The organism is Prevotella koreensis, assembly GCF_003977605.1.
Lineage (GTDB): Bacteria > Bacteroidota > Bacteroidia > Bacteroidales > Bacteroidaceae > Prevotella > Prevotella koreensis.
The window spans coordinates 649,144-663,787 of record NZ_RYYU01000001.1 but is presented as its reverse complement, the minus strand read 5'-3'; the positions used below and the strand labels follow the sequence as shown (position 1 = coordinate 663,787).

Below are 14,644 nucleotides of genomic sequence, written 5' to 3'. Positions count from 1 at the left end.
TGAATAGTTTAAGGTTACATCTTACGTCCACGGGACTTCTTTTGTTTCTTCTCGTCCTGCTGCTGCTTTTGGGCGGCAGTAGGCTGTGTCTGTCCAGTCTTCAGAGGCTCTTTCACATTCTTCGTGGCTTCATTCGTCTTGCCGTGATTGTTCACCGCTACCTGTGTTTTGTGTTCTTCCGCCACGGCTTCCACCTTGCCGCTTTTCTGGCTCTTGTCCGGATTCCATTTATAGAAGCGTGGGCGGTTCTGTTCCTTGTCCATGCGGACGTAGGCATTGAAGGACTGCCCCTCCTTATCGACCATATTCTTCAGATAGAGCGTGCGACCACTATCCAAGGCTTCACGCTGTTTTTCTGATAACTCTAAGCCGCAAAGCTTATGTGGGACACCTTGCTGCTGAGCCTGTTTGTGTTCCTGTCGTTCTCTTAAACTCTTGCTGTCGCCAAAGATAAACTCAATGCCCTTTCGTTCGGCATTAACTTGAAGCGTGGCATCAAAGGACTTACCGCTCTTGGCAGTCATACCTTCCACCTTCACGGCTTTGCCTTCCACGAGGTCTTTGTATTGTACATCAGAGAGCGTAACGCCCTTGATTTCCTTGGGAATGTTCACACGGTCGGCACGCAGGGTTATAATTTCGTTGGTCTGCGGGTCGATGGAGACGTAGGCAGAGAAAGGTTCGCCATTCTTGGGTGTTACCTCAATGGTCTTGCCGAGATTACCCGTAGTGAGGAGTTGCTCCTTTTCTTCGGGAGAGAACTTGTAGCCCATATAGGGAAAGTCAAGCTGTGGTTCTTTTCTCAAAGGATGAATTGCCAAACCGATATTGCCATTATCGTCCGTACGGAACGCAAGGCGGGCTTCGGTGTAGATAGTCGTTTCGCCAAAGGGAACGGCAATCGTCAAGAGGTTGGTCTTCTGCCAGTTAAGCATTTTTTCCAACTCTCCACTCTGTTCCAATCTCTCACGGGACAGTCCAAGGTTGTCGAGCATCTTCCAGTCCACTTTCTCGGGGTCGATGGCAGTGGTATTCTTCTTTTGCGGCAGATAATCCTCAAAGGACACTCCAATCTCTGCCAGCTGCTGCTTGCTTTCGAGCTTCTCACGGCTTTGCAGCATGGTGCGCAGGTTATCCACGCCCTGCTCCACATTGTCTGCCAATACTTTGTACAGTCCAAAATGAGTTGGGTTATTAAACTGTTTGAGGAAGTTGGCCATGAAGTTCTTCAGAAGTCCGTCCTTGCTATTGAACTTCAAGAACGCTGCCTGATTGGCAGCGGCAGCCTCTGTGGTCTTGAGGTTTCCCTTGTCGTCAACACCGGACACGACGGACAGCTTGCCCGCTTCCTGCTCATTTTTTACTTCCGTGCGGTCTTCCAAGACCAGCACGTAATTGTCATTGCTGTTTGATTCCATTGCTTGATAATTTTTATGGTGAATACTTTTATCAAGCAGCTAAATTATAGGTATATGAAGAGATATAAAAGTTTTTGGGAAAAGTGGGAAATAAAAGGAATTTATGTGAAATAACCTGTTGTACTTAGTTTACAGGATAACCTCAAAAATCACTTAGCTAGAATATCGTTTCCATAATAAGAATATTCAATTGCTATTCACAAAAAATAAACTGAAAGTCTGCAAACCGTTTATCTATAGGCGATACAGGCATTTTTACTCTATGGGGACTTGTATTTTAGTTCCAAATAGTAAGCATCACAAAAATGCTTGTTCTTATTAGAAAATGACTTATTTTTTGGATTTAAAGTCAAAAAAAGTGGTGTTAAAGACGATTTCTATTACACAGATTGGAAGAAAAAAGTTTTACTGGACGACTTAAAAATCCCCCAATTATCACGCTAGATAAGTGGGGAATATACTTGTTATGTATCGTTCAATTAAGGCATTTTTTAATGATTTCATCACTAATGCCGTTTTCTTTCATTTTCTCTGCAACAGTATGTTTGTAATCAGTCAGATCTTGATAGTGGAATATCATATTCCCTAAATCCTCCAAAGCTTTTTCTATGCGTTTGCGACCAACCTCTGTGTTTAAGTCTATTTCTGCAAATTTAGAGCGATCCCTATGCAGGTTAAGGTAATATATACCACCAATAATCAGTGCAGATATGGCTGAGATGTCTGTATCCTTAAATTTTGTCTCGTAGATATTGACAAGAGGCAAAGTGTGCATTTCACGAAGCATGGCTGTACGAACAGTTGTCTCATTCCCTTCTGCAATTTCCCAACGTAATAGTTCTAACATCACAGATTTTTCTTGAAGTTCCTCCTGCAGATTCTTGAGAATATTGATATACCCTAATTTTGAATCTGTCGGAAATTCAATTCCAGTCAGGACACCCTTAAACCAATAATCGTATCTCTTAACGAATTCATCATAAAACTCGCTAAGATTGTCATATCTGTTATAGAAGACAAGCGGTTCAATCCTGGCTTTCTTAATAAGTTCTGTCACCAGCATTGATGCAAAGCCTTTTTTCTTAATCAGACTTTCTGCTGCCTTGATAATGTCTGCCTGTATGTCGACGTTTGTCCTTCTATATCTTTTGGTTTTGTTTTCTTCTTCTGCCATTTAAAAAGGTATTGATTTTCTGATTTCCACAAGAGCGGTTACCAATTGTTCCAACTGTACTGTTTCATGGGAAGCCAACACGCTGACTCTAAGCCGTGCTTCCTTAGTTCTTACCGCAGGGTATGTGATACCGCTTACAAAGATACATCTTTTTTGCAATTCTCGTGCTATTTCGTATACTTTTTTATTGTCTCTTACCATAATAGGAAATATGGCTGATATGGAGCAGCCTATATCAAAGCCTTCCTCTGTCAGTCGTTTGCGCAGATAATTGACATTAGTCCACAACTTCTTGCGAATCTCTGGTTGTGTCTGTATGAGTTCCAGTGCCTTTAGGGAAGATGCTGCAACCTGTGGAGTCATTGCTGCGGAAAAGACATTACTGTCAGCATAATATCTCAGATACTGAATCAGTTTTTCTGACGCGGCAACAAAACCACCGACACATCCGAAAGACTTACTGAAAGTTCCTGTAATAATATCTACTTGTCCCAAGCAATTATAATATTCGGCTGTTCCTCTGCCGTTTTCTCCCATAACTCCAATGCCGTGAGCGTCATCCATCATAAGAAGACAATTGTGTTTCTTGCAGACCGCAATGTATTGGGGAAGTTTTGATAAATCTCCATTCTGGGAATAGACCCCATCGATGATGACCAATCGAGTCTGATATTTTCCCGTTTCCCGTTCAAGGATCATGTCAAGATAGTCAATGTCGTTGTGTCCTATATGCTTTACATTGGTTCCAATTAAACCACTTGTGGCACTGGTATGGATATACGAATCAATGTAGGCTATGTCATTTTTTCCCAATATAGCACGGAGCAAACCTGCATTGGCACCAAATCCAGATGAGAAGAGAATTGCATCTTCCTGACCAACGAACTTTGCAATGCCTTGTTCCAACTGCTGATGGATGTCTAAATAGCCTCCTATGGCTTGAGCGGCACTTGCCCCTGTACCGTATTTCAGGACGGCATTTATGCCAGCCTCCTTGGTCTCAGTCCTTTGCGACATACCAAGGTAATCATTGGAAATGTATGCGGAAACTTCACCATCATAGCCCTCTATCTGCATTTTTGCTCCAACTCCCGTTTTTGCCATGACCCAATAACTCTTGCAGCCGAACTGCTCCATTTGGTCAATATAGCTTTGGAATTTTTGGCTACGCTCAGTAACATTCTCGTTGGGAGTAATCTCGAAATCTTTTAATGTAATAAATCTTTTTTCCATATAAACAATGTATAGATAGTAAATAATGCTACAAATGTAGCTAAAATACTAAGAAAATACAAATTTTGAAAAAAAAAAAAACTATTTTTCTTGTTTTAAACAATATGTATATGTATATTTGCAGCGTCAAGAAGATAATTTGTCGACAATATTATTGAACAGACATTACAAAGCAATGCCGGAAGCTAAAAGAAGGCACAAAAAAAACATTCTTATGAAGTTGAAATTCAATGAAATCGTAGAACCAAAAGATGTTTTGACAAATAGTCTAAATGACGTCAAAGGTGGTAACAGTGGTTTTTGGAAGGACTTGTTAGACTCCATCGCTGTGTGTTCAACAGGCTGCTCTACTGGAGAGAAAACCGAAAAGAAGAAGTCTGTTTCGTCAGACCAATCTCAATCTACCGTAAAACCTTGAGACTAACAACGATTAAGGGAGGACTCCTTTAGGGAGGACTCCTTTAAAGTATAAAGTTCTATATTCTATGGTAGAAAAATACACAGTTGTCAGATTTTGATAATCTGCTGAAGCTATTATAAGAATTATCTTATAATTATTTCGCTAAAAACAACTCTTATACAAAATCAAGATGACGTGTAAGTCTAAAAAATGGAGCAGAACTACCCCCTTGTCCAAAGTTAGTTTCGCAAAACATTGGCAACGGAAAAGTTTCTGCTCCAATTTCACATAATAACGATACAAATTATGAAATGGTCTCAATTTAATTATCTATTCCATTCTGAAAAGATTGGTTATTGTCTTCATAATACAAGGATGTTGTCCCTAATCAGCTTGGATAAAGAGTCTTATAATGCTCTTTTAGCGTGCGAAAAAGAACCAGATAGAGCTAATGCTCTTGTTGATTCGGAAACATTCGAATATTTGGTAAAAAACAAAATATTAGTTGATGATTTCGAGGATAATAATTACATAAATAAGTTGTCTTTTACGAAAAGGTTTGCTTGTTCTGAGAAAGGAGTCCTTAGTATAGTTTTATGCCCAACATTAGGTTGTAACTTTGCATGTCCTTATTGTTACGAACACAATCTTTCCTCTAAATCAATGCCTGAGGAAATACAAATGAAAGTTATTGATTTCATAAATCAGTATGAGGGAAAGAAAAAAGGAGTAAGTTTAAATTGGCATGGTGGAGAGCCTTTAGTTGCATTTGATACAATAAAGAGTTTTTACACCCTTTTTGATAAGTACTCGAGGCTACCCTTAGAACGTTCTTCTATGGTTTCTAATGGTTATTTATTGAATAGTGAAATATGTAACTACCTAAACCAGAGGAAACTAGATTATTTACAGATAACTATTGATGGTAATGAAGCTACTCACAATAAAACTAGAATTTTAAAGAATGGAAAAGGAACATTTGAACAGATAATTAAAAATATAGATATAGCCTTAGAACTCATGCCAAATTGCACAATTGGAGTGAGAACTAATATTGGTAAAAAAAATAAAGAAGAGTATTCTGAGATATATGATATTCTTTCAAAAAGATGGAAGAACAAAAATGTAAATATATATTATGCATTTATCTTAAACAATTCAACAATTCCACGAATGGAAGGCGGATCTTCTGTAGAGTTAAATACAAGAGAAAAATGCAATTTTATATTGTCTCTTGAGAAAAAAGGAGTTATAACTTATAAATCTCTTTTTCCAAAGATTGATTGTGGAATACGAACATGCACAGATAGTTCTGCTTTTGTAATAGATCCAGAGGGCTTGTTATATAAATGTTGGGCAGATGTTGGAATCAAAAATAGATCTATAGGTACCTTGGAAACAGGATTTAACAACTTTGATATCATTTCAGAATTAGTTCAAGGTAGCGATAAGTTTTCTGATTCCAAATGTTTAAAATGCAAATTTCTACCAGTATGCGATGGAGGATGTAACCTGTATCGGGTTAATTACAAAAAGAGGCTGATACCCTATGATATTTGTCAGTATGATGATGAGGGAATGAAGAATTTTCTTGAAGAATACACCTTAAAGAAAAATAGTGTAATATGAAAAAAATATTAGTAGTATTTTTTATGTTGTTGTTATTATCTGTAAGATTGTCAGCACAAGAGATAAACGGAAGGGTGGTTGACGAGAAAGGTGGACCACTGGCATTTGTAAATGTGGTGCTGCTTTCAAGGCAAGATTCCTCGCTGGTGAAAGGAACGATGACACGTGAGGATGGCTCCTTCACGATAGAGCCCTCTGGCAGTGGAGGTATCGTGAAGTTTTCGTTCATTGGCTATCAGACAGTTTATAGAGATTGCAACGAGCGAGAGATGGGTACCATACGCATGAAGATGGATGCCACGGAGTTGAGCGGTGTTATAGTGAAAGGGAAAAGAACTACAGTAAAAGTAGGATTGAACAAGATAACAGTGGATGTGGCACATTCATATTTGCAATATATGGGCAAGGTGATCGACGTGCTGGGTAGGATTCCAGGTTTGACCTCCGACTTGCAGTTGTTGGAGGGTGGAACGCCCACGTTCGTACTCAACGGAAGACCTGTAGACATGGCGGAGCTGAAAGTTATTCCTGCATCGGAAATAAATAAGATAGTGGTAGACTCCAACCCAACCGTAGAATATAGTGCCAGCAATAATGGAGTTGTGTATATCACCACCAAGTCGGCATTGGGGAACACACTCTCTTCGGAAGTAAGCAATACGTCTGTCTTTGCTAGAGACTATATGAATATAGCGAATGTGACCATCAACGAGAAATATAAGAAGGTGAGCAATATTCTTACGGCAGGGTTCTCGTATGTGAACACAACGCAGATAGACAATACTACCGAAACTGTGTTCCTGCCACAAAAGACTATAGAGAGTGCAAAAGAAAGACATACGCATGGGAATGCCCGGAAGTTCGACTGGTTCTATTCCATGAACTGGGATATCAGCCGACATCAGTTGTTCAGCTTCCAATATACAGGTAATGTAGGTAACACCCATCTCAACGAACCTACTAGGCAGACGATGGATGGAAACGACATGGCTTTCGGTCAAAAGAAACGAGGAACCGACTTTCTGCACAGTGCCAGCGTGAACTACAGGAACGAAATAGACTCCACACGTACTCTATCATTCATTGCCGATTATGCGCTACGCCGCTCCGATGAGACAGGATTGGCTTCCACTGTTCCTGCTGTTGCTACAGAAAGTGAAGGAAAATATCATATCGGTGGTGCACGCCTATCATACAATAGCCACCGCAAGTGGGCCGATGTGTCGATGGGACTTTTCTTCTCGGCCATGAGCAACAAGGGTAACTATGCCTACAATACAGATGCAGAGGCGTACGATGCTCACGAGAGCCTATATGGTGCATACTTGTCACTGTCGAGACAAATTAAGAGCTTTTATCTGCAAGGTGGCTTGAGAATGGAAGCCGACCATCGAAAGCTGGAGACCAACGTATCAGGAGCGTTTGCAGACTCTACAGAATGGAGACTGTTCCCTAATTTGGTAGTTACGAGGAGACTGACTGCTAAGTCATCGGTGGGTCTATCTGTGGGGCAGACCATTGGGCGCCCGTCGTTTGCCAATTTGAATCCCGGGCTTTATTATTATGATGCCATCTCATATAAGGTAGGCAATCCGCAGTTGAAGCCAAATGTTACCACTAACGTGAAACTAAGCTACAACTATGGCGATTTGTTCACCTCGATAGCTTATAATAGAAATCATGATAAAATAGTGGAACTCCCTTTATGGACGGAGACATCAGTTGACAATAAGAATATTAAGTGGATGCCTGTGAACTTCAATAAGGCAGAGAATATTGTGGCTACTGTTATTTATTACTATTCGCTCGGTCCTGTTCGAGGTGATGTAACAGGTTCGTTTACCCAACCTTTTGTCAAGGCAAACTATCTAGGGGAAGAACATTCGTGGAACAAGGCATCCTGGTATATTGATGCGAATGCGCAGTGGGCATTTAATAACCATTCGCTAGTTGTATTTAATGCTTCTTTCGACAGTGGAGGTACAAGCACGTTGTTCGATCATGAGAGTTCGTGGACTGTGAATCTTGCCTACATACTTCGCCTGATGAAGGATAGGCTGAACGTGACAGTTGCTGCTAATGACATATTCCATACTGACAGGTCGAACAACTGGACAATGAAATACAATAATATACGTACAACGATGGATACCAGCGGTGATACCCAACGCCTGATAGTGAAATTGAGTTACAATTTTGGTAAGTTGAAACTCGACAGCAGCAAGAAAATCGCTTCTAAGGAATTCTTAAATAGATTATAACTAATATGGCTTTTCCTTTTTCCTATCAAAAAGATTCTATGCAATGTGGTATTGCTTGCTTGTGTATGATTAGTAAGCATTATGGAAAAACAATACCTATGTTTTTTTTATCCAAGATATGCTTTGTGACCACAGAGGGTGTCTCCCTGAAAGGAATCGGAGAGGCTGCAGAAAATTTGGGTATAAAAACAATCGCGGGAAATATTAAAATTACTAAATTAAGCGATTCACCTCTCCCCTGCATCCTCCACTGGAATCAGAACCATTTTGTGGTGCTGTATAAAGTAAAAAAAGGCAAAATATTCTATGTAGCTGACCCAGCAAAAGGACTTGTAAAATACAATATCGAAGACTTTAAGAAGCATTGGATTAGCACACATTCGAGCGGTGAGGAGAAAGGAATAGCTATGTTCTTAGAGCCCACACCTGCATTTTATGAAAGGCAGATAGACGAGCAGCCAATAGAAGAACGCTCGTTTAAGTTCCTCTTTGGCTACATAAGACAATACCGCAGGTACTTCGGGCAGATTGTCTTAGGGCTATTAGTGGGCTGCCTTTTGCAACTCATTCTGCCTTTCCTCACCCAAGCCATAGTGGATGTGGGCATCAAAAACCAAAACATCGGTTTTATTTGGTTGATACTTCTTGGGCAACTGATTCTTACGGTGAGCCGCACCGCTATTGACTTTATTCGCCGTTGGCTCTTGCTTCACATCTCACTGCGCATTAACATCTCGTTGGTGAGCGACTTCTTTATTAAGCTCTTAAAGCTCTCTATGTCGTTCTTCGATACCAAGTTAATGGGCGACCTCATGCAACGCATAAATGATCATAGTCGCGTAAACATGTTCTTAACACAACAAACGCTCAGCATTGTGTTCTCGCTCTTTACCTTTGTGGTATTCAGCATTGTGCTGTTATTCTATAATTGGCTTGTTTTTGCGATCTTTATGCTCGGCAGTCTGCTCTATGGCGGTTGGCTTGCACTATTTCTTAGGCGCAGAAAGGTACTTGACTATGAACTCTTTGAGCAGCAAGCCATCAACAACAACAAGACTTACGAGTTTATCACCTCCATGCAGGAGATAAAACTACAAGACTGCGAGCAGCGCAGACGCTGGGAATGGGAGGATGTGCAAGCAGACCTATTCGGGGTACAGATGAAGTCGCTGAAGCTGCAGCAAACACAAGAAGCTGGCAGCATCTTTATCAACGAACTGAAAAACATCGTCATCACGGTGGTAGCAGCAACAGCCGTCATTCATGGACAGCTTACACTTGGTATGATGCTTGCCGTACAATACATCATTGGACAACTCAACTCTCCTGTAGAACAGCTGATGGGGTTCTTCTATTCGGTGCAGGACGTAAAGATAAGTCTGGAGCGTATCAATGAAATCCATTGTATGGATGATGAGAACGGAAAGCAGGGATTGGAAACGGCTGTGAAAGAAAGAAATCAAGGTATAGAACTTGAAGCCATAAACTTCAAATACGACCCACACGCACAGAAAACTATCATAGATAATGTAAGTCTCACAATCCCAAAAGGCAAGGTAACAGCCATTGTCGGAGCATCGGGTAGCGGAAAAACCACGCTCATCAAACTTATGCTGGGCTATTATCCTGTGCAGGGTGGACAAATCACCGTTGGTGGAACAGATATAAACACGCTTAATAAAAAGTGGTGGCGCAGACAATGTGGCGTGGTGATGCAGGACGGTATAATATTCTCTGAGTCGATAGCTCGCAATATAGCCGTAGATGATGGGGAGATAGACAAGGAACGATTGCAGAAAGCTGCCGAAATAGCCTGTATTCATGATTATGTAATGGGACTGCCGCTAAAGTACAACACAAAGATTGGGCGCGATGGGGTAGGTTTGAGTCAAGGGCAGAAACAACGTATCTTGATAGCGAGAGCCGTGTATAAGAGCCCCGACTATATCTTCCTTGACGAGGCCACCAACTCTCTTGATGCCAACAATGAACGCATGATTGTGGAACATCTGGACGAGTTCTACAAAGGGAAAACTGTAATTATCGTGGCACATCGATTAAGCACGGTGAAGAATGCTGATCAGATAGTGGTGCTGGATAAAGGCAGGATAGTGGAAATCGGTAACCACGAAGCACTCACAATAAAGCGTGGTATATACTATAATCTCGTGAAGAATCAACTTGAATTAGGCACTTAATCAATAATAGCCAACTAATGGTAAATCATTATTGGCAGGTAATCAACATAATTATTAACATTTAAAAAAGGAAAGAATGAAAAAAAATCTTTTCACGTTCGTAGAACGTAATGATTCCAACAAGCAGTTTGAGAATCATTTGAATGCTGCTGTAATGGCGCAAATCTTCGGAGGTGTCAATCATGCAAATGCTGGCACCGAGTTGGAAGACAAATTGCATTACTGCAACCCATGGTGGAGTTGTGATGCATGGAATTGTGCACCAGATTGCACATGTAAAAATCTAGCATAACTAATAATGAAGAGGGGATTTTCTCTCTAAAGTCCCCTCTTCTTTAAAATTTATTCTATGGATTGGTCTAAATATAATATCGTGTTAGAATCTCCTTATGGAAGATTTATTTACAACACCTACACGAATAATTTGATGAAAATGGACACATCACTTATATCTTGTATAGACAAAGTAAAGGGTGGTGATTTTTCTGATTTATCGGAGAAAGAAATACTGACGCTTAAGAAGAATATGATATTAGTTGATGATGATACTAATATTTATCGTTCTATTAAATTACAACGCTCAATGTCCCGTTTGGATACCAGTTATCTAACATTGACCATAGCACCGACTACAGCATGTAATTTCAAATGCGTGTATTGCTATGAATCGGGTATTACCCCATTGTCTGCAAAAGCTCAGACCAATTTGCTTGAAGATACGATATCATTTGTTAAATTATTCAAGAACACAAAGTATTTGCGCGTTACATGGTATGGTGGAGAACCTTTACTTCAATTTGAGTATATTGAAAAAATGTCACACAGACTATTGGAAATGTTTGACAACTATAACGCCCATATGATAACGAATGCGTATCTATTAGATAAAGCAAAATCCCAGAAATTGAAGGAGTTGAAAATTTCTACTATTCAAGTGACAATTGACGGTTTAGAAGAAGTTCATAATAAACGTAGACCTCATAAACAGAACAATGACAGTTTCCAAAGAATTGTACATAATCTTGACGATTTGTTTTCTATATATCCTGAGGTTTCTATAGGATTTAGAGTTAATGTTGACAAGTCTAATCAATCAGAATATCCTCGTATATACAGTTATCTCAAGGAGAGATACGGAAAATACAGCATCAATATCCATCCGGGGTACGTCACAGATGACTTTTCTGATGAACCAAATAGCTGTTGTTTTGAAGCAGACGAAGTCAATAAGTTTGTGTTAGAACAATATGATACTCATAATATTCCTATTTCATTATATCCTCGCCCTTTGTTTGGAGAATGTAGTGCGCGTCATATTACAAGTTTTGTCATTGGTCCAGAAGGAGAACTTTATAAATGCTGGAATGATATTGGTATCAAGGAAAAAACAATAGGGACAGTTAAAGAAGTATCGTTGTCTCATGAACTGCTATTGAAATATCTATTGGAAAACGATCCTCTGACAGACGTTAATTGTGAGGATTGTTTCTGTTTCCCTATATGCGAAGGAGGCTGTCCATATAAAAGGATTTATCAAAAAGATAACCAAGAAAGTTTTTGCAAGGCAAAAAGAAAAGGTGTCATTGATAAGCTCAAAAGATATATTGATTTTAAGTATAAAGTAATTCAATAGATGAAAACATTATTTGTTATTATTATGTGCTTATGTTTCAACGTATCATATGCACAGGAACCTGACACAACGAAAACATCGGTTCAAACCAAAGAACTTGAAGAAGTGGTTGTCAAAGCATTTTATCTCGCACGTGAGAAAGATCATATCCTTGCGATTCCAACAAAAGAGCAACGTAAACATGCTGTGACTGGTTATGACCTATTGAACAATCTTATGGTCCCAGGAGTATCTGTTGAGCGTTCGACTGGCAGTGTAACAACTCCAGCTGGTGCTGCCACTCTCTACATTGATGGGCGCGAGGCTGATTTCCGGGAGGTGCAGTCATTGAGACCGAAGGATATCTCTCGCGTGGAATATTTTGACGTACCGAACGGTAAATACGCCAAAGACGCATACGCTATAAACATTGTAATGAAACCAATCAACAACGGTGGCTATACCCATCTGGATGCGTCTCAAGGTATAGGGTTTCTTTATGGTAACTATAACCTTATTTCAAAATTTGTCACAGGAACAAAAAGTCTGAATCTTTGGGCAGGATATTCTTTGGAAAATCCCAAATCATCAATGAATGAAAATGAGTTTTTTAAATTTCCTGATTATCAGTTAAACAGGCAACAATATTACAATAATGCTGGAAATAAGGAAACGGGAAAATATGTGCAAGCTTCGATAAGTAACCGAGGAAGAAAATATATATGGATGCTTCGTGGTGGTATGGCATGGGATGATAAAAGAAACAACATCAATGGCGGAAGGATTAACTATTGGCACACAAACGCATCCATCAAGAATAGCAGTATTTTAAATATTGACAGTCGAAACAAATCTTATCGTCCGAGTGTTTATTTCTACGGACTGCACACTTTTTCCGATACGAAGTCATTAGATTATGTATTTGATGGATATTATTCTCGGAACGACTATAACCGTTTTTATAATGAGGATGATGAGTCATTTCATTCACTTGTCAAAGAAGATTATTATTACGTCAAAGCGAATGCTAACTATTCAATGGCGTTCAGTCATAGGAACAGATTGGCTTTCAGCTTATTCGAGTTCATGAGAATTAGTGATTCTGAATACACGGGAACTTCGATATATAATCAAAATTTGCATTCTTCGGAAACAATCCTTTTTGCTGACTATTCCCAGCGTTTTGGAAGATTTTTCTTTGATATCAACCCTGGATTATCTTTTCTTACATATAGTTTAAAGGGGATGGAGCCTATTAATCACCTTACGCCAAGACTTCAGACAAGAGCAGCATATAAGATAGATAAAGTACAGCAACTTCAATTTACATTTGCTTTGGGAAATACTTATCCGAGGATTAATACTATTAACAATGTCGAACAACAGATTGATCCTATCATTATTCTTAAAGGTAACCCGGATATGGACAACTCAATTCTTTTAAACCCACGATTAAGTCATACATTGAATCTTAATAAATTCGCTTTACAAACAGGGGTGTCATACTTCTACCAAAATCATTCAATTATTTCGGATTACTACATACGGGACGGACACCTCATCAGCACTTTTAGAGATGATTGTATCTATCATCGCCCCAGTGCTGATATATCTATGACCTATAAACCTTCCGGTTCACTCAATATGAAATTATCCAGTCAATGGATTGAACATTTGGTGCGGGGAGGGACTGAACATCGTAACTTGTCCTCAATCTCAGGATCTGCTATGGTAAACTACTATATTCAGGATTTTTCTTTCAGTGTATCTTTGGCGACACCATCCCGTGATTTAATAGACAGCCAAATTAGTAGGAAGACTTATTGGCAATATCAACTGTCGGCAATGTGGAAACATGGGAATTGGGCTATCGAAGCTAATGCAAACAACTTATTCATGATGAAGAATAATATTGTGGATGAATTGTCAACACCATATTATTCCTTCAAACAAACGAATCAAAGTCGCAGTTACAACCAGTACGCAACATTGAAAATTGTTTATAGTTTTGATTACGGTAAGAAGACATCCAAAACACCTGATTATGAACATAAAAATAGTGAAAGTGCAATCTTAAAATAAATCACAATGAAAAAAGAAACAGGAATAGAATTACGCTCTGAAAAGGTTCGTAGTCTTCTAGGTGAAATACCTTCACCTTTTTTAAGATGGGGAACAGTGATAATAGTTGTCATCATCTTAGTTTTATTATTAGTTATTTGTATCATACCTTATCCTGATTTGAAAAGTGAAAGTATTTTACATTATTTATTGATGTGACTTTCTACCAAAACATGTTAGTTTTTCTGCAATTTTATTCCTCTAAAAAACAATAACATCTTGAAGAATATGTAAGAACTAAATATCACGCATAAAATTAGAGAATTATTCTTTGATAAGGTGTGTCAATGTCGGATCTGCTTTGATACGTTCAATCTCACTCTTCACAAAAGTCTGCACATCTTGTTTGACACATTTATAGTTGGCCTCGATGGTCTCTTTGAGATTGTCGGAGCCATCTTCGTTTACGAAGTTTGTGATTATCGGGATTGGCTGGTAAGCTTTCATTTCTACTGATACCCTGGCACTATCGACAACAATCTCTGCATGGAATATCTTTTGGTCGATACGTTCATCGAAGTTTTCGGATACTGCACCTTCAAACATACCCTGACCCGTTGGCGGAATTAAGGCCGAGTTTACCAAGTCTTTTGAAAAG

9 protein-coding genes and 1 pseudogene are annotated in these 14,644 nt (G+C 39.3%); 6 read left to right on the top strand and 4 right to left on the bottom strand.

Annotation, left to right across the window (positions count from 1 at the left end; translation table 11 throughout):
• Window positions 1-14: 14 nt before the first annotated feature.
• The 3 genes from EHV08_RS02860 to EHV08_RS02850 all read right to left on the bottom strand — a co-directional run bounded on the left by EHV08_RS02860 (window position 15) and on the right by EHV08_RS02850 (window position 3,825).
• Window positions 15-1,418 (bottom strand): DUF4099 domain-containing protein, encoded by a 1,404-nt coding sequence (locus tag EHV08_RS02860; RefSeq protein ID WP_126677883.1) that lies wholly within the window; start codon window positions 1,416-1,418, stop codon window positions 15-17.
• 475 nt (window positions 1,419-1,893) lie between these two features.
• Window positions 1,894-2,592, bottom strand: coding sequence for a TetR/AcrR family transcriptional regulator (locus tag EHV08_RS02855; protein ID WP_004352624.1), 699 nt, complete (start codon window positions 2,590-2,592; stop codon window positions 1,894-1,896).
• Window positions 2,593-3,825: an aminotransferase class I/II-fold pyridoxal phosphate-dependent enzyme gene (locus EHV08_RS02850; RefSeq protein ID WP_004352629.1), complete on the bottom strand. Its 1,233-nt coding sequence runs from the start codon at window positions 3,823-3,825 to the stop codon at window positions 2,593-2,595. It lies immediately after the preceding gene.
• A gap of 793 nt (window positions 3,826-4,618) precedes the next feature.
• On the opposite strand from EHV08_RS02850, the gene EHV08_RS02840 reads away from it, so the two are divergent.
• From EHV08_RS02840 to EHV08_RS02815, 6 genes are all read left to right on the top strand, one after another.
• A complete protein-coding gene (locus EHV08_RS02840; protein ID WP_238987994.1) occupies window positions 4,619-5,854 on the top strand; it encodes a radical SAM/SPASM domain-containing protein in 1,236 nt (411 codons plus the stop codon).
• Window positions 5,851-8,115 carry an outer membrane beta-barrel family protein gene (locus tag EHV08_RS02835; RefSeq protein WP_004352626.1) on the top strand — a complete coding sequence of 755 codons (2,265 nt, stop codon included), beginning with the start codon at window positions 5,851-5,853 and terminating at the stop codon, window positions 8,113-8,115. The genes EHV08_RS02840 and EHV08_RS02835 overlap by 4 nt, the downstream gene beginning before the upstream one ends.
• Window positions 8,116-8,120: 5 nt before the next feature.
• The gene (locus EHV08_RS02830) at window positions 8,121-10,313 is read left to right on the top strand and encodes a peptidase domain-containing ABC transporter (protein ID WP_004352635.1); all 2,193 of its coding nucleotides are present in this window, start codon (window positions 8,121-8,123) and stop codon (window positions 10,311-10,313) included.
• 433 nt (window positions 10,314-10,746) lie between these two features.
• On the top strand, window positions 10,747-11,946 hold the full coding sequence (locus EHV08_RS02825; RefSeq protein WP_238987993.1) for a radical SAM/SPASM domain-containing protein: 1,200 nt from the start codon (window positions 10,747-10,749) through the stop codon (window positions 11,944-11,946).
• Window positions 11,947-14,007 (top strand): TonB-dependent receptor, encoded by a 2,061-nt coding sequence (locus EHV08_RS02820; protein WP_126677881.1) that lies wholly within the window; start codon window positions 11,947-11,949, stop codon window positions 14,005-14,007. It begins immediately after the preceding gene.
• Between the two features lie 6 nt (window positions 14,008-14,013).
• Window positions 14,014-14,205, top strand: a complete 192-nt coding sequence (locus tag EHV08_RS02815) for a hypothetical protein (RefSeq protein WP_004364400.1) — start codon at window positions 14,014-14,016, stop codon at window positions 14,203-14,205.
• Between the two features lie 105 nt (window positions 14,206-14,310).
• On the opposite strand, the pseudogene EHV08_RS02810 reads toward EHV08_RS02815, so the two are convergent.
• Window positions 14,311-14,604, bottom strand: a pseudogene (locus tag EHV08_RS02810) (conjugal transfer protein TraG); the annotation flags it as partial.
• Between the last annotated feature and the right edge of the window lie 40 nt (window positions 14,605-14,644).

Coding starts and splice junctions, on each gene's coding strand:
- EHV08_RS02860 (WP_126677883.1), bottom strand. CDS start 1,418: ATGGAATCAAACAGCAATGACAATTACGTGCTGGTCTTGGAAGACCGC.
- EHV08_RS02855 (WP_004352624.1), bottom strand. CDS start 2,592: ATGGCAGAAGAAGAAAACAAAACCAAAAGATATAGAAGGACAAACGTC.
- EHV08_RS02850 (WP_004352629.1), bottom strand. CDS start 3,825: ATGGAAAAAAGATTTATTACATTAAAAGATTTCGAGATTACTCCCAAC.
- EHV08_RS02835 (WP_004352626.1), top strand. CDS start 5,851: ATGAAAAAAATATTAGTAGTATTTTTTATGTTGTTGTTATTATCTGTA.
- EHV08_RS02830 (WP_004352635.1), top strand. CDS start 8,121: ATGGCTTTTCCTTTTTCCTATCAAAAAGATTCTATGCAATGTGGTATT.
- EHV08_RS02825 (WP_238987993.1), top strand. CDS start 10,747: ATGGACACATCACTTATATCTTGTATAGACAAAGTAAAGGGTGGTGAT.
- EHV08_RS02820 (WP_126677881.1), top strand. CDS start 11,947: ATGAAAACATTATTTGTTATTATTATGTGCTTATGTTTCAACGTATCA.
- EHV08_RS02815 (WP_004364400.1), top strand. CDS start 14,014: ATGAAAAAAGAAACAGGAATAGAATTACGCTCTGAAAAGGTTCGTAGT.